The following is a 23,994-nucleotide window of genomic DNA, read 5'->3' on the forward strand; positions in this document are numbered from 1 at the left end:
CTCGCCCGCCCCGGGGAAGATCCTTATGCTCGCTGCATGTGCGCTGACATCGTGCTGGCGGAGGACGATCCGAAGCAAGCGGAGCTCGTCCGCCGCTACCTCGAGCGAGAACGCCACGCCGTGGTGGTCGTGCCCGACGGCCGCGACGCGCTCGACCTCGTGCGCCGCCGCCCGCCGGACCTGCTCGTGCTCGACGTCATGCTGCCCGGCCTGGACGGGCTCGAGGTCTGCCGGATCCTGCGCGCCGAGTCCGACCTGCCCGTGCTGATGCTCACCGCACGGTCCACAGAGGACGATCTGCTGCGCGGGCTGGACCTCGGCGCCGACGACTACCTCACGAAGCCCTACAGCCCGCGGGAACTCATGGCCCGCGTGCGAACCCTGTTGCGGCGCACGAAGAGCACGCAGAACTCCGGTGGCCCGCTGCGCGTCGGCGCGCTGAGCGTGGACGCCGGGCGCCACGAGGTGTTCGTCGACGGACAGCCCGTGGACACCACGCCGGGCGAGTTCCGGCTGCTCGAGGTGATGGCGGCGCGCCCGGACCAGGTCTTCACGCGCGGCCAGCTGCTGGAGCACCTGCACGGCTTCGACCGCTACATCACGCAGCGCGCGATCGACGTCCACGTGATGAACCTGCGCAAGAAGATCGAAGCGGCGCCGCGCAAACCCACGCGGCTGCTGACCGTGTACGGCGTCGGCTACAAGCTCACGGCGGGGGAGCCGAAGCCGCCCGCGGGGGAAACCCGTGCGCCGTAGCCTCCTCGTCCGGCTGATCGCGGTTTCCGGGCTGGTGGCGCTGTGCGCGATCGCGGCCACGGCGTGGCTCGCCGCGCGCACCACCACGGGCGCGATCCAGCAGGAACAGGGCCAGGTCTTCGCCGACGACGGCACCATCTACCAGGGCCTGCTCGGCTACGCCGCGACCCACCCGAACTGGGCCGGCGTCGGCGCGACGGTGGGGAGGTACGCCGAGGAGACCGGCCGCCGGGTCGTGCTCGCCACGCCCCAGGGCACGGTGATCGCGAGCTCCGAGGCCGACCCGGGCAAGTTGCCGGCGCAGCCGTCGGCGGTGATCGACCCGCTGTCGGTGGACGGCCGGCTCGGCGTGCAGGCCACCGCGGACCGCATCGCCCCGCAGGCCGTGGGCCCGTATTCCTTGCCCCAGCAGGAACGCGAAGACCTCCTGGCGATCGCGCACCGCGTGCTGAACTGCGTGCAGGACCGCACCGGCCTGGGCAGCGTCGAGGTCTCGCCCAGCGGCCACCCGAGGGTGGTGACGCCGGATTCGTTCACCTTGGAGCGGTGCAGCGGCGCGGTTCTCGAGAAGCCCACGAAGACCGAGCAGGCCGCGCTGGACAAGCTCAACCAGCTGGTGAACGCGTGCCTCGGCCGCAACGAGCAGACCGTCCCCGCCGCGCAGCTGCGGCTCTCGTGGACGTTCGACGGCCCGGCCACCAGCACCACGGACCCGACGACGCTGAACTGCGTGACCTCGGCCCGCCGGGAGCAGCTGGTGCCCTACGTCGCGCCCGCGGCGTGGCTCTACATCACGGAAAAGGGCGGCGACCAGCCACCGAGCGGCTTCACGCTGTCGGCCGACAACCAGGTGCGCCTCGCCGAGGTGGCGGGCGCGATCCTCGTGCTGACGGTCGTGGTCACCGGGCTCGCGTCGATCCGGCTCATCCGGCCGCTGCACGCGCTCACCGGTGCCGCGCAGCGCATGGAGGCGGGGGAGGCCGGCTCCCGCGTCGAGGTGAAGGGCAAGGACGAGATCGCGCGGCTGGCGCGGGCGTTCAACGACATGTCCGAGGCGCGCGAGCGGCTGGAGACCGCGCGCAAGGCGATGGTCAGCGACATCGCCCACGAGCTGCGCACCCCGCTGGCCAACATCCGCGGCTGGCTCGAAGCCACGCAGGACGGGGTGAGCCGCTTCGACGACGAACTCGTGGTGTCACTGCTGGAAGAGGCGCTGCACCTGCAGCACATCGTCGACGACCTGCAGGACCTCGCCCTGGCCGATGCCGGTGCGCTGCGCGTGCACCCCGAGCCGATCGACGCGAACTCGCTGCTGGGTCAGCTGGCGGCGGCCCACGCCGCGCGGGCCGAGGGGGCGGGGGTGTCGCTGACCGTCGTGCCGATGGCCGACCCGGCGATCACCGCGGACCCGGTGCGGCTGCGGCAGGCGATCGACAACCTCGTGTCGAACGCCGTGCGGCACACCCCGCGCGGCGGCGCCGTGACCGTGCGCGGCTCCCGCGAAGGCGCCGACGCGGTGTTCGAGGTGGCCGACACCGGTGTCGGCATCGCGGCCGAGGACCTGCCGCACGTGTTCGACCGGTTCTGGCGCGCCGACAAGGCCCGCACGCGCGGCTCCGGCGGCAGCGGGCTGGGCCTGGCGATCGTCCGGAACCTCGCCCAGGCGCACGGCGGCACGGTGGCCGTGCGCAGCACCCTGGGCGAGGGGTCGACGTTCACGCTGCGCTTCCCGGCCGGCTGAGCGTCAGGCCGCGAGCCCCAGGTCCCGGATCAGCTTCGCGACGTGACCGGTCGCGCGGACGTTGTAGAGGGCCTTCGCGATCTTGCCCTCCGCGTCGACGATGAAGGTCGAGCGGATGACGCCCTGCACGACGCGGCCGTAGTTCTTCTTCTCGCCGAAGGCGCCCCAGGCGGTGAGCACCTTCTTGTCCGGGTCGGACAGCAGCGGGAACGTCAGCTGCTCCTTCTCGACGAACTTCGCGAGCTTCTCCGGCTTGTCCGGCGAGATGCCGAGGACCTGGTAGCCGGCGCCGCCCAGCTCGGCGAGGTTGTCGCGGAAGTCGCAGGCCTGCTTCGTGCACCCCGGCGTCATCGCGGCCGGGTAGAAGTACACGACCACGGCCTGGCCGCGGAAGTCGCTGAGGGAGACGTCCTTGCCCGTGCTGTCGGACAGGGTGAAGTCGGGGGCGGCGTCGCCGGTGGAGAGTCGCTGCTCGGTCATGGACGCAGCGTAATTCAGGCAGCCCCGCAATACGTGACCACGGCGGGCTCGGCGGCGCTGGGGCGCAGCTGAAGCGTCAGCTGGGTCGGGCGCTCCGGGACGGCGAACGCCAGCGTCAGCTGCGCCGAGCGGCCCTGCTGCAGGTCCTTGCCGGCGTCGGTGATCCCGCCGAGGCCCTGCGTGGCGTCGACGATCTGCTTGGTGGGCTTGCCGTCGATCGTCGCGACGACCGACAGGCCCGAGAGCCGGTAGAAGTCCGCGCCGCCGTTGGTGATCTCGACGCCGAACGCCGCCGCGCGCGAGCTGCGCGGGTAGGCGGCCGGGCCGGGCTGGAACGACTGGGGCGCCGAGACGGAGATCGTGATGCCGCTGGCGAACCGGTGCTCGGCACCGAACTGCAGGTCACGCGCCGTTTGCGCGGCGGCGGGCTTCGCCGGCCCGGTGCCGCCGCCGAGGGCCGCGGTGCCCTCCTTCGCGTCGACGCCGCAGGCTCCCACCGCCGTCAGCAGGCAGGCGGTGAGCAGAAGCTGGGCGGTGCGCGCGGGCGCCATTCGGTGTACTCCAGTCGGGGCGAGGGCTGAGGCCGATCGGCGTAGTCACCGAGGTCGACCCGCTCCACTGTCCCTGCACCTGCACGTGCGCGCGCACGAAGACGCGGACCTGGTGTACAGCCGTGGCCGATCCGTGATCGAAAGGGCACTCCGGGTGACAGTCGTCACCGATGTGCCACTCAAACGGCGAAGGCGAACAACAGGATGAAGATCGCGACGCCGGCGCCCCAGGCGACCATCAGCCACCCGAAGTCACGCACGGGATCGACCGCGCGGCTCTCCTCGCCCGGGATGTAGACGCCGCGGTTTTCGAACCAGTCCGTCCACTTGCGCAGCAAGCGCAGCGGATTGCGTGACGGCACGACTCACCTCCCGGATCGGCTTTCGCCGCTGCCAGCGTACGGGGGATCGGCCCGCCTGGTGAAGGAGCGTCTCGGCTGCGGACCCACTGGTCCTGGCGGCTCTCGTCGCGGTGCTTAGCTCGGTCTCCCCGGCTCCGGCTCGAGCGGTGATGCCACGCCGCTCGCGCACCCGGTGGGTGTGCCGGTCGGGGCTGGTGGCGAACCCGTGCAACCAGGGCCCTGGAGGGTGACCCGCAGGTGGTTTCGGTGGCTTTCGCGATCGGCTATTCGTGCCCGCGTACCGGCGCGCCGCTGACCGCGCACGTCGTCGGCGTGCTCACGGGGACGGCGTCGCCCGGCTACGCGCTGGGGCTGGCGGACGGCGAGCAGGCGTGGGACGAGTGCTGGCGCGCCTGCAACCTTGACCCGGTCACACACCGCCGTCGCGGGGTGGTCGGGCACTCGCAGGGCGCGGTCGACGCGGTGAGCCTGCTGCGCGATCGCGTCGACGCGCACGCCGACGTGCAGCCCTCGCTGATGAGCGCCTTCTTGCTGGGCGGGACGTGCCGGTGCCCGCCGACCGGCCGGTGGCGGGCACGACCCCGCGGCGGGACCTGACAGCCCTGGTGACCGCGCGGTCGCGGCGGTGGCTGGCTACGCGGTGACCTCCACTGTCCACTGAGGACTCACAGTGCAGGTGGTCAGGCGAACTCGGGCAGCCGCGCCGCGATCACCGGCAGGTCGAGCTGCCCTTGCGCGCCGGTGGGTATGGCGCCACCGGAATCGGCCCGCCCGGTGGGTACAGCGCCGATGGGTGAGGCGTCGGTGGGTACTGCCCCTGCGAGGTCGGCCCGGCGAGTGGACCCGCCGGTGGCTCAACCCCGTGCCAAACGGGCGGAACCGCGCCCGCCATCGGCTGCCCGACCGGTGTCCCCGCCCACGGTCCGGCGCCCGGAACCGGTTGTCCGGTCGGAAAGTGGCTCGGCGCGGGTCGCCCGGGGCCACCTGCGCCCCCCGATGGCTGGACGCCTGGACCGGAGTTCGGCGCGCCTGCCGACCACGCTTCCCCGGCTGCTGCGGAGCCCGGGGGCCTCGGCAGGCGGGTGTCCCATTGCCGCAGGGTTCCACGCTTGCCCGGCCGGCGCGGCGCCCCACGTCGGTGCACCCATCCCATCCGGTGATCTCCTTCCGTAATCAAACGAACGCGGAGAGTGTATCGAGCCGCCCCGGCAAAACGAGACCGATCACGCCGTGGCGGACACTTCCGGTCCGGGACCACCACGCGAAAACCGTCCCCGCGCTGGGCGTCAACCAGGCGAGGCAGCGCCGGCCGAAGTCGACGCCTGTCCGAAGTGGACTGAAAGCGGTGCTCGCCGGGTGATCACACCGGTGTCGGTCGCGTGACGCGTCTGCTTTCCTCCAGCAGGAGGTCGAGCAGCGGGTTGACGCTGTCGCGGCGCCAGATCAGCGCCAGCTGCAGCGGCGCCGCGTCCTCCAGCGGCAGCCACACCAGCCGCGGGTACGGGAAGTACGCGGCGGTCGACGCCGGCGCGATCCACGACCCGCGGCCGGCGGCCACCAGGTGCAGGCATTCCTCGGGTGTACGGCCCTGGGGCCCGTAGACGGCGCGGCTCCCGTCGGGCCGGGGGTCGATGAACCAGAACTTCACAACGGCTTCGGGCATCCCGTCGCGGGGCCCGACGATCGGCTCGCACACCAGGTCGGACACCCTCAGCGACGATCTCGACGCCAGGTGGTGCCCCGGCGGCAGCGCGACCCACCGCGGTTCGTCGAGCAGCCGGTGGGTGACGAACCGGCGGTCGTCGCCGATGGGCAGCCACAGGAACGCGGCGTCGGCGGTGCCGGCGACCAGTGCGTCGAGCTCGTCCGGCAGCGTGTGGACCGCGAGCGGCTCGACCTCGACGTCGGGCGCGACGCGGCGCAGCGAAGCCTCGACGTCCGGCAGGAAGTGCGCGGTGCTCTGCGCCTTGAACGCGATCCGCAGCCGCCCGGACAGACCCGACCCGACGAGCCGTGCCTCGGCGACCATCGCGGTGGTGGCCGTGAGCAGCTCCCGTCCCTGCTTCACGAAGATCTGCCCCGCCGCGGTGAGCTCGACCCCCGAAGACCGCCGCCGCACCAGCGGCGTGCCCGCGACGCGCTCCAGCTGGCGGATCTGCCCGCTCACCGCCTGCTGGGTCATCATGAGCCGCCCGGCCGCACGGGTCATGCTGCCCTCTTCGGCCACGGCTTCGAGCGCTTTGAGCAGGCGCAGGTTCAGGTCCACGCAGCGATCCTCGCCACAACGGATCGTTGTGGCAACCACAACGATCCAGTGTTTCCCTTTCCCGCGCCCCAGCCGGACCATAGCTGTATTGACATTGGGGAGCACTTATGACACTTGACGGTAAAGTGGCGCTCGTCACGGGATCTTCAAAAGGCTTGGGCCGGGCCATCGTGCTGCGGCTCGCCTCGCAGGGTGCGAACGTGGTGATCAACTATTCACGTGACGAAGTCGCTGCGGATGAGGTGAAAAAGGCGGCCGAAGCACTCGGGGTGAAAGCTCTCGTGCACGCGGCCGACGTGTCCCGCGTGGACGGCATCACCAGTCTCTTCGACGCGGCGACCGCCGAGTTCGGCAAGGTCGACATCGTCGTGGCGAACGCCGGAATGGAAAAGGTCAACATCCCGGTCACGGACGTCACCGAAGAGGACTTCGACCTCCTCTTCCGGGTGAACACCAAGGGTCCGTACTTCGTGCTCCGCGAGGCCGCCCGCCGCATCGCCGACGGCGGCCGCATCGTCACCATCTCGTCGAACACCACGACCGTGCCGCAGCTGGGCGTCGGTCTGTACGGCACCAGCAAGGTGGCCACCGGCTACCTCGCCCGGGTGCTGGCGCTCGAACTCGGCCCGCGCGGCATCACCGTGAACACGGTCGTGCCCGGCCCGATCGACGGCGCGGGAATCTTCACCGACCCGGCCAACGACGAATACAAGCGCAGTTTGATCGAAATGGTGCCGATCGGTCGATTGGGCACCGCGGACGACGTGGCGGGTGTGACGTCATTTCTCGCTTCGGACGAAGCCGGGTTGATCACCGGGCAACAGATCGTCTGCGACGGCGGAATGCACTGACCACCGAAAGGAATTGTGGGAAAATGACAGGGACAATGCGCGCCGCGCAGGTTCAGCAACCCGGTGGGCCGTTCGTGGTGGTCGACCTCCCGATCCCGGAGCCGAAGCCCGGCCAGGTGCGGATCAAGGTTCACTCTTGTGGTCTCTGCGGCGGCGACATGATCCCCCGGATGGCGCTGTTCGGCGTGCAGCTGCCGCGCGTGCCCGGGCACGAGATCGCCGGTGTCGTCGACGCGCTCGGCGAGGGCGTGACCACGTGGCAGGTCGGCGACAAGGTGGGCGTCGGCTGGTCCGGTGGTGTCGACTTCACCTGCGAGTTCTGCCGCCGCGGCGACTTCACCAACTGCGTGAACCGCACGATCGTGGGTGCTTCCTACGACGGGGGTTACGCCGAGTACATGGTGGCGCCGCAGGACGCGGTCGCGCGCGTGCCCGAGGAGCTGTCTTTCGAAGAGGCGTCGCCCTTGATGTGCGGCGGCATCACCGCGTTCAACGCGCTGCGCCACTCCAAGGCCGGCCCCGGTGACCTCGTGGCGGTGCAGGGCGTGGGCGGCGTCGGCCACCTCGCGGTGCAGTTCGCCAACCGGATGGGCTTCCGCACCGTCGCGATCAACCGCGGCCGGGCGAAGGAGGAGCTGGCCCGCAGCCTCGGCGCCGACGAGTACGTCGACAGCACCGAAGGCAGCGCCGGCGAGGCCGTGAAGAAAATGGGCGGCGCGTCGGTGATCCTCGGGACCGTCGACCACGCCGACCTCCAGTCGGACCTGATCACCGGCCTGCGCCCCAACGGCCAGGTGATCGTGCTCGAGGGTCAGCAGCCGATCCAGGTGTCCGGGCACGTGCTGGCGACCGACCGCCTGAACCTCTCCGGCTGGTACAGCGGGGTGGCGCAGGACAGCGAGGACACGATGAACTTCGCCGTGCTGCGGGGCGTCCGGCCGATCATCGAGACGTTCCCGCTCGAGCAGGCGGAGGAGGCCTTCCAGCACATGCCGAAGGGCAACATCCGCGTGGTGCTGAAGATCGCCGACTGAGCCGGTTTTCCGAGCACGCGCTCATCCCGCTCGCGGGGTGGGCGCGTTCTCCAGTTTCAGGGCGATGCCATCGAGCAGGGAGCGCAGGCCGAGCTCGAACAGCTCGTCGAGGTCCAGGTCGTAGCCCTCGGACTCCAGCGTCGCGAGCACGCGGGCGAACACGGGGAAGCGGCCCGAGCTCAGCATCGCGGCGTGACCCGGCGCTTGGGCGGTCATCCACTCCTCCTCGGTGAGCCCCGACGTGCCGGCGGCGTGCCGCTCGCGTTCGAGGTGGACGGCGACACCTTGGACGTAGCTGAAGAACAGCACGTGGAGGTCGCACATCGCCGCGGCGGACAGGCCGTGGCCGTCCAGCGCGGTGAGCGCCTGTTCCGCGTGGGTGGCGAGGTTGGGCAGCGGCAGCGGGCGCGTGATGGGGGACAGCTGCGCGAGCCACGGGTGCCGGCGGTACAGCGACCACATCGTGCGCCCGGCGAGTTCGAGCCGTTCACGCCAGCCCGCCGGCGGCCGGGCCGGGTACCCGCGTTCGCCGAACGCCGCGTCGGCCATGAGGACCACGAGTTCGTCGCGGCCGGCGACGTACCGGTAAGGCGCCATCCCCGCGACACCCAGCCGCGCCGCGACACCGCGCATCGACAACGCCGACAGGCCTTCCTCGTCGGCGATCGTGATGGCCGTGCGGACGATCCGCTCCTGCGACAGGCCGGGTGGCCGCGTTCGTCCCTTCGCCGCCGGCCGGGCGCCGGCGACGACGGTGCCGGACCGCGGTTCGGCGCGCACCAAGCCTTCCTGGCTGAGCGCCGCGAGCGCCTTCGCCGCGGTGGCCGTCGCGACGCCCCACTCGGCGGCGACCCGGCGCGTCGAGGGGACCTTCGCGCCCGGCGCGAGCTCTCCGTCGACGATGCGGCGGCGCAGCTCAGCGGCTATCTCGAGGTAGCGCTGTTCGGTCATCGGGCTCCTGCTCTGTACTAGGACAGATCGACAACTGTGCTAGGTCAGTTTTGGCGCTGTCTGCAGTTGGTCGCCAGTGTTTGTCGCGTAAGGATACGACGCACATCTGGAGGAAACCATGCGCAACGTCCTCGTCTCCGGCGCCGGCATCGGCGGTACCGCGCTGGCCTGCTTCCTGCGGCGGGCCGGGTTCGCGGTGACCGTCGTCGAGCGCGCGCCCGGGCTGCGGGAGGGCGGACAGGCGGTCGACATCCGCGGCGTCGCGCTCGACGTCGTCGACCGGCTGGGGCTCGGCGCCGAGGTGCGCGCGCTGCGCACCCGCATGCGCGGGATGTCCGTGGTGGACGGAGCGGGCACCGAGCTGTTCCGTTCGGAGGAGCGGGTGTTCAGCAGCGGCCGCCTCGACAGCCCGGATGTCGAGCTGGTCCGAGACGACCTGGTTTCGTTGCTGTACAAGGCAACGTGTGACGACGTCGAGTACGTCTTCGACGATTCGATCACGGCGCTGGAACAGCTGGGGCACGGCGTGCGCGTCGAATTCGACCGCGGCGGCTTCCGCACGTTCGACGTGGTCGTCGGCGCCGACGGCCTCCACTCGGCCGTGCGGCGGCTGGCGTTCGGGCCGGAGGAGCGCTTCGCCCGGCACCTCGGGCAGTACCTGGCGATCTTCCCGGCCCCCAACGTCCTCGGCCTCGACAACTGGCAGCTGTGGTTCCGCGACGGCGAAACCGGCGGCGCGGTGTACCCGGTGCACGACAACGCGGAACTGCGCGTGACGCTGGGCTTCGCGTCGCCGCCGCTGGCTTACGACCACCGCGATGTGGTGGCGCAGAAGGAGATCGTGGCCGCGCGCCTGGCCGGCGCGGGCTGGGAGGTGCCGCGCCTGCTGTCCGAAATGGACACCGCGCCGAACTTCTACTTCGACGCCATGCAGCAGATCACCATGGACTCCTGGACCACCGGCCGCGTCGCCCTCCTCGGGGACGCGGGGTACTGTGCTTCGCCGCTTTCGGGGCAGGGCACCAGCCTGGCTCTCGTCGGCGCCTACGTGCTCGCGACGGAACTCGGCCGCCACGACGTCGCGCAGGCTTTTGCCGCGTACGAAGAACGGATGCGCCCGTTCGTGCTCGCGAACCAGGCGCTGGCCACGGAGAACCCCGAGGGGCCTGCCACCGAGGAGTCGGTGGAGCGCGCCAAGAACGCGATCACCCTGCCGTAGCCCCGCCTGGCCGGCGGACTCACGCCGACGGCCGCCCGTACGCGCTGCCGTCGTTGCTGCGCTCCAGGAACCCCTCGTCCACGAGGTACCGGCGCAGCGCCGCGTGATCGTCGTGCACGGCGCCGAGTTTTTCCCGCACCTCGCGCTCGGTGTAGCCGCGCCCCGGCTCGAAGCCGTCGGCCAGCCGCGCCAGCAACGCCTGCCGCACCTTCCCCGGCCGCGGCACCGCGACGAGGCGGCCCTTCGTGAACAACGCCTCCACCGGATCGGCCGGCGGCCTGGCCAACGCCCGCGCGAACACCTCCGGCACCGCCCGGCAGCGCCCACCGTCGACCGCGATCAACCCGGCGGCCGCCAGGCGCCGCGCGAGTTTCCGCGTCCGCCGGTCCACCGGCTCCGGCAGCCCACCGGGCGAACTGCACACCTGCGCGAACAACCTCAGCCGCTCGGGGTCGGCGAGCGCGGACACCAACGCTTCGGGGGACGGCATCTCCGGACGGTACCGCCGGCCGGCCCGCCTCCGCACGGGATTTGCCTGTGGCGTCAGGCGTTCGCGCACCCCGTGGTGAGTCGTTCGACGACGTCCCACAGTTCGGCCTCGCGCCGCTCGTCGTACGACTCGGCCGACGAGCGACCCACCTGGTCGCGGTCGACGTAGGAACCGGTCGGGGCTTCCGTCGTGCCGAGGGCGGCGTTCGCGAGGCTGCGTCCCGCGGCGCTGACGTCCGTCGCGAACGGGGTGAGGGTCAAGATCGGGAGGATGCGGCGCATCGCGAAACGGGCGGCGGCTCCGGCGTTGCGGGCGAGGCCGGTGCCGGGGACGAAGCCCGGGTTGTAGGCGACGGCGTCGATTCCGGGCGGGAGGCGGCGCGCGTACTCGTGGACGAGGTAGATGGTGGCCAGCTTGCTCGTCGAATACGCGGTGCGGCCGGCGACGGCGGTCCCGGGCCTCGCGAACGCGCCCGGCCGGGCGAGGATCTCCGGGGAGCGCCAGACCGGGCCGGGCACCAGGCCCAAGTTGTGTCTGAAATCCCCCATGTGCGTGTCGCTGCTGGTGATCACGATCCGGGCAGGTGCGGCGAACCGGTCTTGGAGCAGACGGATGAAGAGGTGGTTGGCGAGCACGTTGACGGCGAACGTGGACTCGAACCCGTCGGGCCCTTCGGTGAGCGCGTTCGTGTACTGCACGCCCGCGTTGCCGACGAAGCCCCGCAGCGGCGGCAGGGCGTCGCGCTCCAGCCGGTTGCGGATCTCCATCGCCGCCGACCGCACGCTGTCCAGTGAACCGAGATCCGCGGAGACGTGTGAGACCTTGCCGGCCCCGAGCTCAGCGGACAGCCGAGCACCGGTGTCCCCGCGGACGACGAGCAGCAGGTGCGCGTCGGGCGATTCGGCCACGATGCGTGCCGCGGCGACGCGGCCGATCCCGCGACTCGCGCCGGTCATCACGATCGTCGACTTCATGACACCACGTTGGCTGCTTCCGCCGTCGGCGGCCAGTGCCGGGCCCGTCGGTAGGACTGGCAGTACCCAGGCTCGCCCAGCGCCGTGAGATGACAATGGGGCCATGGCTGCCTCTCGCGACGGCTTCGGCGCGCTCGTGCACTCCTGGCGCGACCGGCTCGCCCCGGCCGACGCCGGCTTCTCGACGCTGCCGGGCCGTCGCGCCCCTGGCCTGCGACGCGAGGAACTCGCGCAGCTGGCGGGGCTTTCCGTCGACTACGTCCTGCGCCTGGAGCAGGGACGCGCGAACCACCCTTCGGCCCAGGTCGTCAGCGCCCTCGCCCGCGCGCTGCAGCTCTCCCGCACCGAGCGCGACCAGCTCTTCCGCAGCGCCGGGCTCCTGCCGCCCCAGGACGGGACGGTCAACACCCACGTGCCCGCCAGCATCCAGCGGCTCGCCGCGCGCCTCGGCGACGTGCCCATCGGGGTGTTCGCCGCCGACTGGACTCTCGTGTGGTGGAACGACCTGTGGACCGCCTTGCTCGGCGACGCCGCCAAGCTTCCGGCCACCGAACGCAACCTCGCCCGCGCCCTGTTCGGCGACGGCACCGCCCGGGCCGCGATGCGCCCCATCCGGTCCGAACGCGGCGAGGACGCCTTGGCCGCGTCGATCGTCGCCGACCTCAAGGACGCCGTTTCCCGCTACCCGGCGGACGCCGATCTCGGCAAGCTCGTGCGAGAGCTGCGCGCGACATCCGACGCCTTCGCCCACCTCTGGACCACGGCGACCGCGTCCCCGCACGTGACCGAGCGGAAGACCATCCAGCACCCGGAAATCGGCGACATCCTGCTCGACTGCGACGTCCTCCTCGTCCCGGGCGCCGACCTGCGCATGGTTACCTACACCGCCCCGACTGGCAGCAGTGACGCGGGAAAACTCGACCTGCTGCGCGTCACGGGGGCACCGCCAGTCACCTCCGCCGGCACATCCCATAACGAACATTCATGACCTGAGACGCCGCACACCACAGCGGAGTTGAGGATCATGATCTTCGATGATGTGGCTGACGGATTCACCAGCAGACAACACAACCGCGCTCCGGGTCAGACTGCCCCGGGCGCCACGCCCGGCGCCGCTGCGGCCGGACGCCACGGCCGGGGAGGCGCTGACGGCGTACTTGCGGTCGCAGCGAGAGCGGCTCGTGCAGTCCGAGCGGGCGATCCGGCAGAACCTGCCGGACGCCGCGTTCGACCTGCGGACCGCGGTCCGGCGCACGCGAGCGGCACTGCGCACCTACCGGCCGCTGGTGGCCGACGGGCAGCTGGTCACCGAGCTGATCGACGAGCTGCGCTGGCTGGGCCGCGAGGTTTCCGCGGCCCGGGACGCGCAGGTCGCCCGGGAGCGGATCACCGCCGGTCTCGACGAGCTGGACGACGAGCTGCACCGGGGCCCGGTCCGGACCTTGGTCTCCGAGCACTTCGCCCACGTCGACGCGGCAGCCGACGCCGCGCTCGCCGAAGCGCTGGACTCACCCCGTTGGCTGGCCGTGCGCGGCCGGCTCGAGCTCTTCGTCGACGACCCGGTGCTCACGGCACCGGCCGAGCGCCCGGCCGGCACCGAGCTGCTGGTGCACATCCGCTCGACGGCCCAGCTGCTCCTCGACGCGGTGCGGCGACGCGACCCTTCGGACGCCGGGCTGCACGCGGTGCGCAAGGTCGCCCGCCACCTGCGCGAGTCGGCCCTCGTGGCCCGCCCGGTGGTGGGGCCGGCGGCCAAACGCTTCGACCACCGGCTGCAAAAGCTGCGGCGGGTGCTCGGCGAACACCAGGACAGCGTCGTCAGCCGCCGGGCGCTCACCGAGCTGCTCACGGCGGCGGAGCGGGCCGGGCACAACGGGTTCACCTTCGCGGTGCTGTACGGCCAGGAACGCGCCCGCGCCGAGGCGGTCCGCAACCGCCTGCCGCGCTGCTGGGACCGGACCTGGCGCCCGGCGCACCTGGACTGGCTGGACGTCCCCTGGTCCTGACTCCGCACTCGGCACGGTGGTCTGCTCACCGGAAACCGATCTCCGTGGGCACGCGTCGGGTACGGCTTGGGATTGGCGCGACTCGCGCGGCGGCTTGTGAAGGCTGTCTGCGATGAGTACCACGCCGAGGTCGCACGGGTCCGGTTGACGCGAGTGCTGAGGATTCGGCGCGGGATGTGCCGACAACCTTCTGGAACGAGCTGACTGGCTGCCGGTCGACGAGGTGTCGCGGATCAACGCCGGGTCCGGGTGTTCGACGTGCCCGACGAGCGGTTGCACTGGGCCGTCCGCGCCGGAGTGCGCTTCGCGCCGCGGATCCTGGCCAGCAGTCACCGCGGACGACCTGATGCGCCTGGAGGGGCACCCACGGCTGAACGGGTACGTTCCCCGTCAGCGTTGAGTGTTTCGCCGGCCCCTCACCGGGTTTGGCCCGCTGGGCCGGCTGACGGGATCCGGTAGACCTCCCGGGCGGTGCCGGCGAACAGCGCGGCCCGTTCGTCCGCTCCGGCGCCGTCGGTGAGGCGGGTGCAGGCGTTCCAGAACACGCCGTAGCCGTAGGACGCCTTGTCCACCGGGAAGTTGCTCTCGAACAGGCACCGCCGCGCCCCGAACAGGTCGATCACGGTGTGCACCCAGGGCCGCAGCGCGGTCGCCAGCCGTGTCGAGTCCGGCGGGTTCGGCGCGGCGAAGAAGCGGTGGCCGATGCTGGTCATGCCCAGGCCACCCAGCTTGACCACCACGTTGTCGCACCGGGCCAGCTCGGCCAGGTTCCGTTGCCACACCGGGAAAGCGTCCGCGTGCCGTCCCACGCCCAGTGGCCCACCGCAGTGGTCCAGCACGATCCGGGTGTCCGGGAAGGCGCGGGCCAGGTCGGTGACCTCGCCCAGCTGCGGGTGGTAACACCAGGCGTCGAACGTCAGGCCCCGCGGCCCGAGCAGCCCGAACCCGCGGCGGAACGCGGCCGACGCGTACAAGCCGGCCGGGGGCTCGCGCTGCGGGTGCGTGACGGCTGGGTCCGGGTCCCAGGCGATGCTCTGCCGGATCCCTCGGAACCGCCCGCCGCCGGCTTCCCGGTGCGCGTCCAGCGCGGCGGCCGCGGTGGGCTCGCGTAGGTCGGTGGCGCCGACGATGGCGGCGGCGAACTCGATCCCCGTCGCCGCCGCGGTGAGGTCGCGGACGAACTCGGTCTCGCCGACCGGCCGGAGCCCGGCCGGTCCGGTGTCGCGGTGGTGTTCGCCGCACTCCACGAACACGGTCGCCCGTAACCCGGGCACCTGCGCGGCGTCCGCGGCCAGCTCGTCGGTCAGGTAGTGCCAGTCGGCGCCGCTGAAGAAGTGGTGGTGCGCGTCGATGATCTCCAGCGCCGGCGCCAGCGGCGGCTCGGTGTGCCGGCCCAGCCAGCCGGGCCGGACCGGCTGGTGCCCGGCCAGCACCGCGGTGGTCACCGGGGTTCCAGAGCGGTCGTCCGGGACGGGGCGGCCGGGGTCGTGAGGCCGAGTCGCGCGGCATCGCGTTCCGGCCGGATCGCGATGATGCCGATGACCCCGCAGACCAGCATGATCACCCCGCCGACGGTCAGCACGGTGACGTAACCGGCGGCCAGCGAGCCGGCCGCGTCCAGCAGCCAGCCGCTGATGGCCGGCGCGATCAGCCCCGGGATCGACTGCACGGCGATCAGCGTGCCGAGCGAAGCGCCGCGCTGGGCGATCGGGGTGACCTCGCCGGTTGTCACGTACGCGAGCGGGAAGGTGACCACCCCGATCCCGAACGCCACCGCGACCAGCACGAACACCGTCGTCGCGCCGGTGGCGTGCGGCAGCAGCACCAGGCACGCCCCGGCCAGCACCACCGCCGCGCCCTGCGTCGCGCCCGCCGTCCACCGCGACGAGTGGCCGCGGGCTCGCAGCGCGCTCACGATCGGGCTGACCACGAGCGGCCCGACGACGTACAGCGAGGCGTACACGCTGACCGCGAGCGCCGCGGTGCTGGGCGAGAACCCGTGCTGGGTGACCAGGTAGGCGGGCACGAACGCCGAGCCGATGGCCAGTGCCCAGTACGCGCCGAACCCGGCGATGGTGCCGCCCAGCCAGGTCGGCGAGGTGAACAGCCGCCGGTACGGCACCCGCAGTTCGGCGCCGGCGGCGGTTTTCGCGCCGCGGGTGTCCGGTTCGGCGGCGTACGGGCCCTCCCGTCCGATCAGCAGCCACAGCGCCCCCCACACCACACCGACCACGACCAGCGCCACGAACGCCGCCCGCCAGCCGTGGCGCAGCACCAGCCAGGTCAGCACCGGTGCCGCGGTGAACGTGCCCAGCCCGGCCCCGACCGTGTAGAAGGTGCTCGGCAGGCCGCGGCGGTGCACCGGGAACCACTGCAGGGTGGCGTGCACGGCCACCGCCGCCGCCGGGCCCTCGGTGGCGCCCAGCGCGATCCGCGAGGCGAACAGCGTCGCCACCGAGGCCGCCGCCAGCAGCGGCACCTGCGCCAGCGACCAGAGCAGCGCCAGGATCAGGATGATCCACCGCGCGCCGAACTTGTTCGTCAGGAAGCCGACGACGACCGAGGATAGGCTGAACAGCAGGAAGAAGCTGCTCGCCACCAGCCCGTAGGTGCCGTGGCTCAGGCCCAGCTCCTTCGACAGCGGCAGCTCGACCAGGCCGAGCGCGGCCTTGTCGGCGAAGTTGATCATCGAGAAGGTGAGCACGAGTGCGGCGATGGCGCAGGTGTGCACGGTGATCTTGTGCGTTCGTCGGTCGGCGTTCACGGTGGGCTCCGTCGGTCGGGTGGGGGATGAGGACATCGGTGGCCTATCCGCCGGCGGTGCTCAGAGCACGCCGTCGTCACGCAGCGCGCTCAGTTCGGCCGGGGCCAGGCCGAGCAGCTCGCGCAGAACCTCCTCGGTGTGTTCGCCGAGCCGGGGTCCGAGCGACCGGATCCGGCCCGGCGTGCCGGTCAGCCGCGGCAGCGCCGCCACCATCGGCACCGGCCCGTGCTCGGGGTCGTCGACCTCGACGAACGTGCCGCGCTCCCGGTAGTGCGGGTCCTCGGCGATGTCGGCGATGCTCATGATCGGCGCGGCGGGGATGTTCGCGTCGTTCAGTGTGCGCACCACCGTGTCCGCGTCCAGGCCGGCGACCCACTCGGCGATCAGCCGGTACAGCTCGTCCTGGTGGGCGACCCGTTCGTCCCGGGTGGCGAACCGCGGATCGTCGGCGAGCTGTGGGTCGCCGATCACCCGGCACAGCCGGCGGAACAGCGTGTCGGTGCCGGCGTGCAGCGACACCCGGCGCCCGTCCGCGGTGTCGAAGTCGCTGGCCGGAACGATGTCCGGGTTCTGGTTGCCGCAGCGCTCGCGCACCTGGCCGAGCGCGCCGTAGGCGAGCAGCGCGTTCTCCCCGGCTCGGAACCCGGCCTCGTACAGCGCCAGGTCGACGATCTGCCCTTCGCCACCGCGCAGATCCCGGTGGTACAGCGCGGTGGTGGTGGCGAACGCGGCCAGGTAGGCGGCCATGTAGTCGATCACCGCGTACCCGGACCGCACCGGTGGCCGGCCCTGCTCGCCGCTGACGTAGGTCAGCCCGGCGAACGCGCTGGCCACCCGGTCGAACGCGCCCCGGTCCCGGTACGGCCCGTTCAGTCCGTACCCGGTCAGGCAGACGATCACCGCGCGCGGGTTCAGCTCGCGCAGCGTCTCGGGCGCCAGCCCCCACTTCTCCAGCGTGGGCGGCCGGTAGTTGGTGACCACGACGTCGAAGTGCGGCACCAGGTCGCGCAGCAGCTGCTGGCCGCGGGGGGTCCGCAGGTCGAGCGTGACCGACTTCTTGTTCCGCGCCTCCTGGATCCACTGGAACGACCGGGCACCCGGCTCGGCGGCGCCCGGCCCGTTGCGGGTGAAGTCGCCTCGCCCGGGCTCCTCGACTTTCACCACGTCCGCACCGAAGTCGCCGAGCATCGTCGCGGTGACCGGGGCGGCCAGGACGGTCGCGACGTCCAGCACCCGGATCCCGGACAGCGGCAGAGGTCGGTCGGCTGGTTCCTCGGGCATTCGCGCTTCTCCAACGGTTCGTTAACAACGGATCGTTAACAACGGACCGTATACTTTGACCGACACCACGGCAAGACCTCGCACCGCAGGGGAGAGCATGGCGCAACAGCAGGAGGGCACCGGCCGGCGCCGGCGCAGCCGTCAGGAAACCGAGCACGACCTGCTCGACGCCGCACTCCGGCTGCTGCGTCGCGACGGCGTGCTGGCCGGCATCAACCTGCGCGAGGTGGCCAAGGAAGCCGGTGTCAACCACGGCCAGATCTACCAGTACTTCGGCACCCGCCAGACACTGCTGCGCGCCGCCATCGCGCACCTGGTCGAGCACGACTTCCTGGACCGCGACTCGCACTGGGACCAGCCGTTCGTCGAACGCCGCCGCGCCATGTGGCGGGCCGCGCTGAGCAAACCCGACGTCGTCCGCCTGGAAGCCCTGCTGGCCCTGGACGACGACCCCGGCTTCGACCTGTTCCCCGACCTGCCGCGCACCCGCGCCGCCCTCCACCGCGACACCGAGGACGGCTCGCTGCCCCCGGACGCCGACGGCCTGGTCATGCACGCGATGACCGCCTCCACCTACCTCGGCTACTGCATCTTCCGCGACGCCATCGCCCGCGCCCTGGACATCAGCCCGGAGGACCTGGACCGCCGCAGTCAGCCGGTCTTCGACCAGATGCTCAGCGCCCTGACGCAGGCCCCGGGCGACGCCGAACCGTCCTGAGCACGTCGGCGATCCGGAACCGCGCTGCCGCGCTCAGCGCGCTACCTGACCCGGTCCGCCGACCAGGTCCGGCAGCTCCGGGCACTCGACCCCGCACCCGGCTTCGAGTTCGGTCTCGACTTCGAACTGGCCGAGCAGCCGGTTGACGTCTGAAGGCGGTCTTGGCTTTCTCCACTTCGCCGGGATCTCCTCCGCCCACGACGTACCGGGCCCTTCGATCTGAGTCAGGACCCGGTCGGCGACCGCACGCGCAAGGACCAGATCCGGGTAGCCTCGACGGACAGCCCCGCTTCGTCGCGGACCGCCGTCTCGGCTGACCTCTGCTCTGTTCCGGTGAATTCCGGCTAATCGGGCAACTCGGGTATGCCTGCCCGCGTAGGCAGTCGCCTTGACCGGATGGTCTTGACCGAACGAGGGAGGCTGCGGTGCAACGCAGAGGCAAGAGATGGGGCGGGCGGGCGCAAACCACGCTCGCGGCGGCGATCGCGGTGGTCACGATGGCGTTGTTCGCGCCTCCAGCGCAGGCGGCGACCAACCCGTACACACCCGAAGGCGTGTGCGGTTCGGGGTACCGGCGCGTGTCGCCCGACGCGACGCTGGCGCTCAAGAACGGCTCGGCGGTGTGGGGCTACACGTACTTGCTGTACAGCTCGACGACGAGGAAGAACTGCGTCGTCACGCTCAAGCAGTTCGAGGTCGGTGTCTCGACCTACACCGTGGCCCAGTTGCAGGTGCAGGGCTCGAACATGGTCGGTGACGCGAACTACTACTCCTACTACGCGGGTCCCTACTACGCCTACGCGCCGGGTAAGTGCGTCCGGATTCACGGCGTGATTTGGGAAGACGACATGGTCCGCGTCGCGCAGGCCTACGGTCCGTACGGCTGGTGCGGCTGACACTCCTCGTGATCCGGGCCGATTCCGCAGGGGATCGGCCCGGCTCCGCCCAGCCGGCCGTGATGCCGGCGTCCGACCCGTACCGAGCCATCGACCAGCGGGGTTCGGCTTAGCCAGCTTCGCCTGGCGGGCCCCGAACCTCGGGTCGCGGGGGAGACCCGCCCGTAGCCGATCCGTATGGTCCAGACCGTGTCGCAACCCCGAAAACGTGACACGGCAAGCCGTATTGATCGGTCCTCGGCCTGGCAAGAGTCTTGCGCTGCGCCCGGACCACTGCGGTGCGGTCGAGGCGCCGGTGGTCAATCGCGGGTACGTCGGCGACGCTCAGAAGTAGTCCGTTTAGCCCGTTGCGTCGGGGTTCTGCCACAGGCCGGTGAGCAATAGCGTGACCATGCGCCGGGTGTAGTCGATGTGCGACGGGCCGCACGGCGAGTGATCCCGGCGAAGTGACCACCGCCGGGGTCCGGGGGCGGAGCCCGCCGGGCGGGGTCTGGGGGTTGCACCCCCGGAGAACATGACGAGCGAGCCAGGGGAAGGCGCGAAGCGCCGAACAGGACTCGCCACGAGCGAGTGGGGCCGGAGAGACTCGAACTCTCACTGGCACGGACCTAAACCGTGTGCCTCTGCCAATTGGGCTACGGCCCCGGAAGCCTCGGGAATCGTAGCGCGCGCCACGTTCGTGGGTGCTCGGCGTGGCCAGTGGCCGGTCGGGGGGTGTCGTCCTCTAACGTGGGCGCCTACAGTCCGACGCGGCGAGGAGGGCACGTGGCGCGCGACCCCGAGACCATCGAGCGTGAGATCGAGCAGGCCAGGACGGCTCTGGCGGCGACGCTCGATCAGCTGGGCACCAAGGCGGACCCCCAGAAGCTCGCGGACAAAGCCAAGGACGGCATCCGCGCGAAGCTCGACGACCCGAAGGTCAAGTACCCGCTGATCGGCGTCGGGGCGCTGATCGTCGCGCTGCTGATCCGCAAGCTGTTCCGCTGAGCCGCGGGCGGGCACGCCGAAGCGAGAACGAAGCAAAACGGGTGGGTTGACCCGTGCCCTCGCCGGTCGGCTCGTGACTCGACCGGCGCGTGATCCGCAGATGCCGAACCGGCCGACCGGGGCTGCTGCTCCGGCGGCGCGGTGACCTGGGGGTCAGCTCCGCGGCGCGACCGACGGCTTCGCGGCGGCACCGGCCGCCACGCTGGGGCGCTCGGTCTTCTTCTCCGCGGGGTCGGCCTTGCGGTCTTCGACCTCCTTGGGGAGCTGCTTGCTCGGCGGCATCTGCGGCTTGGCGGCGGACTCGGACTCGGCCGCCTCGGAAGGCTTCTTCGGCGTGGCGGCGCCGCCGGACGGCGGGACCTCCAGCGGTTCGATGTCCGGGAGGGTGAGCCGGGCGGCCATGTACGTGCTGGTGAACTCCAGCGCGCTGCCGTTGAGCAGGTGCACGACCGTGGGTCGCTCGTCCGGGGCGACCTCGTCCACGAGCTGGTCCGCGCGGTCGCGCGCCGCGATGATGCCGGGTGCCTTGGCGCTGACCTCCTTGCCGCGGCCGCTGACGGTGATCGTCCAGTCCTCGTTCTCGTGCGCGTACTTCGCCGTGATCGTCTCCACCACTTACCTCACCCCTCTCGTCATCAGCATGCGTCACTGACCGAGACTCGGCCACCGCACGCTCATGACGCGATTCCTGCGCCCCCGCGCAGCTCGCGACTGACCATCAGTCTTTCTACAGGGTTCTCGATACCGCAATAAAACTCTGTGTCACAAGACACGAGAGAGGATTCGCACTGAGTGACGACCGAATGGTCTAATGCACGTGCATCTTCACGGGTGATTCATCCGGCCCCTCGTGACAGTCCGGACCAGAGCAGATCCATGGCGTAACCGGTCGCCATCTCGGGGGTCACGTCGGGGAAACGCTCGCACCAGATCGCCAGCCGCTCGCACGCGCCGACCACGAACTCGGCCGACGCCTCGGCGCGCAGTTCGTCCTCGCTGTCGAAGTAGCCGCTCATCAGCGCCGCGATGAGGTCGGTCTGCTGGCGGCGCGTCTGCTCGATCTCGTCGGCAGCCGGCGTGCCGATCAGCGCCATCTCGTGCCGCAGCAGCGACCAGGCCTCGCGCCGCTCGCGGATGAAGACGAAGAACGCCAGCAACCCGCGCCGCAGGGCGTCCTCAGCGGACGGGGCCCCGACGATCGACTGCTCGGTGACCTCGCGCAACGCCGCTCGCGACTGCCGGATGCACGCCAGCAGCAGGCCTTCCTTCGAGTGGAAGTACTCGTACAGCATCGGTTTCGAGACGCCCACGAGCTCGGCGATCTCGTCCATCGAGGCCGACGCGTAGCCGCGTTCGGTGAACACCCGCTCGGCGACCTCGATCATCTGCCGTTCGCGCTCGGCCCGGGGCATGCGCTTGCGTTTCGCGGTGGTCACGGGAACACTCTACCGCCAGTAACCTACTCTAAGTAGGATGGACTCCGGGTAACAGTAAACGGGAGGGCGAATGGGCAACCGCACCGAGACCGGGGTGATCGTGGTCGGGACCGGCTTCTCCGGGCTGGGCATGGCCATCCAGCTGCGCAAGGACGGCCGCGAGGACTTCGTGCTCCTCGAGAAGGCCGAGGACGTCGGCGGCACCTGGCGCGACAACAGCTACCCCGGCTGCGCGTGCGACATCCCGTCGCACATGTACTCGTTCTCGTTCGAGCAGAACCCCAGTTGGTCGCGCGCGTACTCGCCGCAACCGGAGATCTGGCGCTACCTCCGCGGCGTCACGGACAAGTACGGCCTGCGCCGCCACATCCGCTTCGGGCAGGAGATGACCGGCGCGCGCTGGGACGCCGACGAGAACCGCTGGCACGTCAGCACCAAGAGCGGCGACGAGTTCGTGGCCGGGACACTGGTCGCGGGCGTCGGTGCGCTGCACCGGCCGCAGATCCCGCACCTGCCCGGCATCGAGAACTTCGCCGGCCCCGCCTTCCACTCCGCGCAGTGGGACCACGGCGTCGACCTCACCGGCAAGCGCGTCGCCGTGATCGGCACCGGCGCGAGCGCGGTGCAGTTCGTGCCGGAGATCGTCGGGCGGGTCGACAACCTCACCCTCTTCCAGCGCACACCGCCGTGGGTCATGCCGAAGGCCGACCACGACATGCCGGGCTGGGCGCGTGGGCTGTTCAAGGCACTGCCTCTCGCGCAACGCGCGTACCGCGATCTCCTGTACTGGACGCTCGAAGCCCGCGCGATCGGCTTCAACGGCCAGCCGTGGGTGATGAAGCTCGGCCAGCGGATCGCGCAGCGCAACATCGACCAAGCCGTGTCCGACCCAGTGCTGCGGGCGAAGCTGACGCCGGACTACACCATGGGCTGCAAGCGCGTGCTGATCTCCAACGACTACTACCCGGCGCTGGCGAGGGAAAACGTCGACGTGGTCACCGAAGGCGTCGCCGAAGTCCGCGAGCACAGCGTGGTCGACGCGGCCGGTGTGGAGCACGAGGTGGACGCCATCGTCTACGGCACCGGCTTCCACGTGACCGACGCGTTCGACACCCTGGAGATCATCGGCCGCGACGGGCGCAACCTCGCCAAGGAGTGGGCGACCGAGGGGATGCGCACGCACCTCGGCATCACCGTCAACGGCTTCCCGAACCTGTTCTTCCTGCTCGGGCCCAACACCGGCCTCGGGCACAATTCCGTGGTCTTCATGATCGAAGCCCAGATCTCCTACATCGCCCGGGCGCTGCGGCTCGCGGGCGGCCGCGCGCTCGACCCGCGGGCCGACGTGCAGGAAGCGTTCAACACCGACGTGCAGCGCAAGCTCGCCAAGGGCATCTGGACGCGGGGCGGCTGCAAGAGCTGGTACCTCGACGCGAAGGGCGTGAACCGCACCATCTGGCCCGGCTTCACGTGGCGCTACTGGCTCGACACCCGCACCGTGCGGCGCGAGGACTACGAACTGCTCGGCTGACGGACGAGGGTACGAAGGGGACTTTCGCGGCAGGGGAGGAGTCGCGAAAGTCCCCTTCGTGATTCGTGGAGGCGTGCGGGATCGCCGCACGGACCACGGGCGGACCGTGGGCGTGCGCGAACCACGCGGGGAGGTGTGGGGGCTTTCGCGGCCTCCGACAACGCGAAAGCCCCCGGTCCGGATGAAACCCGGCGCCGGCCTCAGGCCGGGGCGAGCTTGCGCAGGTGGCTGATCAGCTCCACGACCGGCAGGTCGCACAGCTCGGCCATCCGCTCGAGCGCCGGGAGGTCGAGTGACACCTCCGAGCCCGACCCGGCACCGGGCTCCGGGGCGCGCCGCAGGCGGTCTTCGGCCCAGCGGCGAAGCGGCAGCAGCTCCGGTGCGGCCTCGGCGACGACCCGGCTCAGGTCGACGCGCACGCGGCCCGGTTCTTCGACGAACACGCGCCGGTGCACCTTGGCCAGCAAGTCCTGGGGCAGCTCGTCCATCGCGACGCACAGTTCGACCAGGCGCACGACGGAACACTGCCGCGTGCCCAGCTCGTACGTCGCCAGCGTCTGCAGCGAGATCTCGCTCTGCAGATGCGTGTTCAGCTCCTTGCGCGTCCACCCTCGCCTGCGCCGGAGCTTGCGGAGCTCGTCACCGAGTATCCGCTGGTAGTGCTCAGCGTCGATCACCACTTCCTCGTCCCCTGCCCTGC

Annotated in this window: 25 protein-coding genes and 1 tRNA gene; 12 read left to right on the forward strand and 14 right to left on the reverse strand. The window is 71.2% G+C overall.

What is annotated here, in order from left to right:
• Positions 1–36 precede the first annotated feature (36 nt).
• Both ACIA77_RS17655 and ACIA77_RS17660 read left to right on the forward strand, forming a co-directional pair.
• Entirely contained in the window at positions 37–756 is a 720-nt protein-coding gene (locus tag ACIA77_RS17655) for a response regulator transcription factor (RefSeq protein ID WP_395886933.1), read from the forward strand.
• On the forward strand, positions 746–2,497 hold the full coding sequence (locus tag ACIA77_RS17660) for a sensor histidine kinase (RefSeq protein WP_395886934.1): 1,752 nt from the start codon (positions 746–748) through the stop codon (positions 2,495–2,497). Before ACIA77_RS17655 ends, ACIA77_RS17660 begins: the two co-directional genes overlap by 11 nt.
• Positions 2,498–2,500: 3 nt before the next feature.
• Here ACIA77_RS17660 and bcp read toward each other — a convergent pair whose 3' ends face one another.
• The 3 genes from bcp to ACIA77_RS17675 all read right to left on the reverse strand — a co-directional run bounded on the left by bcp (position 2,501) and on the right by ACIA77_RS17675 (position 3,890).
• Positions 2,501–2,977 carry a thioredoxin-dependent thiol peroxidase gene (gene bcp, locus ACIA77_RS17665; RefSeq protein WP_395886935.1) on the reverse strand — a complete coding sequence of 159 codons (477 nt, stop codon included), beginning with the start codon at positions 2,975–2,977 and terminating at the stop codon, positions 2,501–2,503.
• A 14-nt stretch (positions 2,978–2,991) separates the two neighbouring features.
• A complete protein-coding gene (locus tag ACIA77_RS17670) occupies positions 2,992–3,528 on the reverse strand; it encodes a hypothetical protein (protein ID WP_395886936.1) in 537 nt (178 codons plus the stop codon).
• A gap of 179 nt (positions 3,529–3,707) precedes the next feature.
• Positions 3,708–3,890 (reverse strand): hypothetical protein, encoded by a 183-nt coding sequence (locus ACIA77_RS17675; RefSeq protein WP_220243744.1) that lies wholly within the window; start codon positions 3,888–3,890, stop codon positions 3,708–3,710.
• Positions 3,891–4,136: 246 nt separating this feature from the next.
• Between ACIA77_RS17675 and ACIA77_RS17680 the strand changes: the two genes are divergently transcribed.
• Positions 4,137–4,487 (forward strand): DUF3089 domain-containing protein, encoded by a 351-nt coding sequence (locus ACIA77_RS17680; protein ID WP_395886937.1) that lies wholly within the window; start codon positions 4,137–4,139, stop codon positions 4,485–4,487.
• A 763-nt stretch (positions 4,488–5,250) separates the two neighbouring features.
• On the opposite strand, the gene ACIA77_RS17685 is transcribed toward ACIA77_RS17680, so the two are convergent.
• A complete protein-coding gene (locus ACIA77_RS17685; protein ID WP_395886938.1) occupies positions 5,251–6,156 on the reverse strand; it encodes a LysR family transcriptional regulator in 906 nt (301 codons plus the stop codon).
• 107 nt (positions 6,157–6,263) lie between these two features.
• On the opposite strand from ACIA77_RS17685, the gene ACIA77_RS17690 reads away from it, so the two are divergent.
• Both ACIA77_RS17690 and ACIA77_RS17695 read left to right on the forward strand, forming a co-directional pair.
• A complete protein-coding gene (locus tag ACIA77_RS17690; RefSeq protein ID WP_395886939.1) occupies positions 6,264–7,007 on the forward strand; it encodes an SDR family oxidoreductase in 744 nt (247 codons plus the stop codon).
• Positions 7,008–7,030: 23 nt separating this feature from the next.
• Complete coding sequence (locus ACIA77_RS17695; RefSeq protein ID WP_395886940.1) at positions 7,031–8,041, forward strand: alcohol dehydrogenase catalytic domain-containing protein; 1,011 nt, start codon at positions 7,031–7,033, stop codon at positions 8,039–8,041.
• Between the two features lie 21 nt (positions 8,042–8,062).
• On the opposite strand, the gene ACIA77_RS17700 is transcribed toward ACIA77_RS17695, so the two are convergent.
• The gene (locus tag ACIA77_RS17700; protein WP_395886941.1) at positions 8,063–8,992 is read right to left on the reverse strand and encodes a TetR/AcrR family transcriptional regulator C-terminal domain-containing protein; all 930 of its coding nucleotides are present in this window, start codon (positions 8,990–8,992) and stop codon (positions 8,063–8,065) included.
• 118 nt (positions 8,993–9,110) lie between these two features.
• Here ACIA77_RS17700 and ACIA77_RS17705 point away from each other — a divergent pair, with 118 nt between their 5' ends.
• Positions 9,111–10,211, forward strand: a complete 1,101-nt coding sequence (locus ACIA77_RS17705; protein ID WP_395886942.1) for an FAD-dependent monooxygenase — start codon at positions 9,111–9,113, stop codon at positions 10,209–10,211.
• 19 nt (positions 10,212–10,230) lie between these two features.
• Here ACIA77_RS17705 and ACIA77_RS17710 read toward each other — a convergent pair whose 3' ends face one another.
• Entirely contained in the window at positions 10,231–10,701 is a 471-nt protein-coding gene (locus ACIA77_RS17710) for a DUF2087 domain-containing protein (protein WP_395886943.1), read from the reverse strand.
• Positions 10,702–10,754: 53 nt separating this feature from the next.
• Positions 10,755–11,675 (reverse strand): SDR family NAD(P)-dependent oxidoreductase, encoded by a 921-nt coding sequence (locus tag ACIA77_RS17715; RefSeq protein WP_395886944.1) that lies wholly within the window; start codon positions 11,673–11,675, stop codon positions 10,755–10,757.
• Positions 11,676–11,778: 103 nt separating this feature from the next.
• Between ACIA77_RS17715 and ACIA77_RS17720 the strand changes: the two genes are divergently transcribed.
• Positions 11,779–12,663, forward strand: coding sequence for a helix-turn-helix transcriptional regulator (locus ACIA77_RS17720; RefSeq protein WP_395886945.1), 885 nt, complete (start codon positions 11,779–11,781; stop codon positions 12,661–12,663).
• Between the two features lie 49 nt (positions 12,664–12,712).
• Complete coding sequence (locus ACIA77_RS17725) at positions 12,713–13,681, forward strand: CHAD domain-containing protein (RefSeq protein WP_395887042.1); 969 nt, start codon at positions 12,713–12,715, stop codon at positions 13,679–13,681.
• A 416-nt stretch (positions 13,682–14,097) separates the two neighbouring features.
• Here ACIA77_RS17725 and ACIA77_RS17730 read toward each other — a convergent pair whose 3' ends face one another.
• Genes ACIA77_RS17730 through ACIA77_RS17740 form a run of 3 tightly spaced genes read right to left on the reverse strand, consistent with a single transcriptional unit; the run spans position 14,098 to position 17,726 of the window.
• A complete protein-coding gene (locus tag ACIA77_RS17730; RefSeq protein WP_395886946.1) occupies positions 14,098–15,126 on the reverse strand; it encodes an amidohydrolase family protein in 1,029 nt (342 codons plus the stop codon).
• Positions 15,123–16,445, reverse strand: a complete 1,323-nt coding sequence (locus ACIA77_RS17735) for an MFS transporter (RefSeq protein WP_395886947.1) — start codon at positions 16,443–16,445, stop codon at positions 15,123–15,125. Before ACIA77_RS17735 ends, ACIA77_RS17730 begins: the two co-directional genes overlap by 4 nt.
• Positions 16,446–16,505: 60 nt before the next feature.
• Positions 16,506–17,726 (reverse strand): CaiB/BaiF CoA transferase family protein, encoded by a 1,221-nt coding sequence (locus ACIA77_RS17740; RefSeq protein WP_395886948.1) that lies wholly within the window; start codon positions 17,724–17,726, stop codon positions 16,506–16,508.
• A 97-nt stretch (positions 17,727–17,823) separates the two neighbouring features.
• Between ACIA77_RS17740 and ACIA77_RS17745 the strand changes: the two genes are divergently transcribed.
• Positions 17,824–18,444: a TetR/AcrR family transcriptional regulator gene (locus ACIA77_RS17745; protein ID WP_395886949.1), complete on the forward strand. Its 621-nt coding sequence runs from the start codon at positions 17,824–17,826 to the stop codon at positions 18,442–18,444.
• 425 nt (positions 18,445–18,869) lie between these two features.
• A complete protein-coding gene (locus tag ACIA77_RS17750) occupies positions 18,870–19,340 on the forward strand; it encodes a hypothetical protein (protein WP_395886950.1) in 471 nt (156 codons plus the stop codon).
• A 571-nt stretch (positions 19,341–19,911) separates the two neighbouring features.
• On the opposite strand, the gene ACIA77_RS17755 is transcribed toward ACIA77_RS17750, so the two are convergent.
• Positions 19,912–19,985: transfer RNA gene (locus ACIA77_RS17755), tRNA-Leu, on the reverse strand.
• Positions 19,986–20,105: 120 nt separating this feature from the next.
• On the opposite strand from ACIA77_RS17755, the gene ACIA77_RS17760 reads away from it, so the two are divergent.
• Complete coding sequence (locus tag ACIA77_RS17760; protein ID WP_395886951.1) at positions 20,106–20,327, forward strand: DUF3618 domain-containing protein; 222 nt, start codon at positions 20,106–20,108, stop codon at positions 20,325–20,327.
• Positions 20,328–20,480: 153 nt separating this feature from the next.
• Here ACIA77_RS17760 and ACIA77_RS17765 read toward each other — a convergent pair whose 3' ends face one another.
• Both ACIA77_RS17765 and ACIA77_RS17770 read right to left on the reverse strand, forming a co-directional pair.
• Positions 20,481–20,942, reverse strand: coding sequence for a hypothetical protein (locus tag ACIA77_RS17765; protein ID WP_395886952.1), 462 nt, complete (start codon positions 20,940–20,942; stop codon positions 20,481–20,483).
• 221 nt (positions 20,943–21,163) lie between these two features.
• Positions 21,164–21,763 (reverse strand): TetR/AcrR family transcriptional regulator, encoded by a 600-nt coding sequence (locus ACIA77_RS17770; protein ID WP_395886953.1) that lies wholly within the window; start codon positions 21,761–21,763, stop codon positions 21,164–21,166.
• A 70-nt stretch (positions 21,764–21,833) separates the two neighbouring features.
• Here ACIA77_RS17770 and ACIA77_RS17775 point away from each other — a divergent pair, with 70 nt between their 5' ends.
• Positions 21,834–23,294 (forward strand): flavin-containing monooxygenase, encoded by a 1,461-nt coding sequence (locus ACIA77_RS17775; protein ID WP_395886954.1) that lies wholly within the window; start codon positions 21,834–21,836, stop codon positions 23,292–23,294.
• A gap of 200 nt (positions 23,295–23,494) precedes the next feature.
• Here the strand turns inward: ACIA77_RS17775 and ACIA77_RS17780 are convergent, their stop codons facing one another.
• Positions 23,495–23,974 (reverse strand): helix-turn-helix domain-containing protein, encoded by a 480-nt coding sequence (locus ACIA77_RS17780; RefSeq protein ID WP_395887043.1) that lies wholly within the window; start codon positions 23,972–23,974, stop codon positions 23,495–23,497.
• Positions 23,975–23,994 lie beyond the last annotated feature (20 nt).

The organism is Amycolatopsis sp. NPDC051903 (assembly GCF_044452505.1).
Taxonomy (GTDB): Bacteria; Actinomycetota; Actinomycetes; order Mycobacteriales; family Pseudonocardiaceae; genus Amycolatopsis.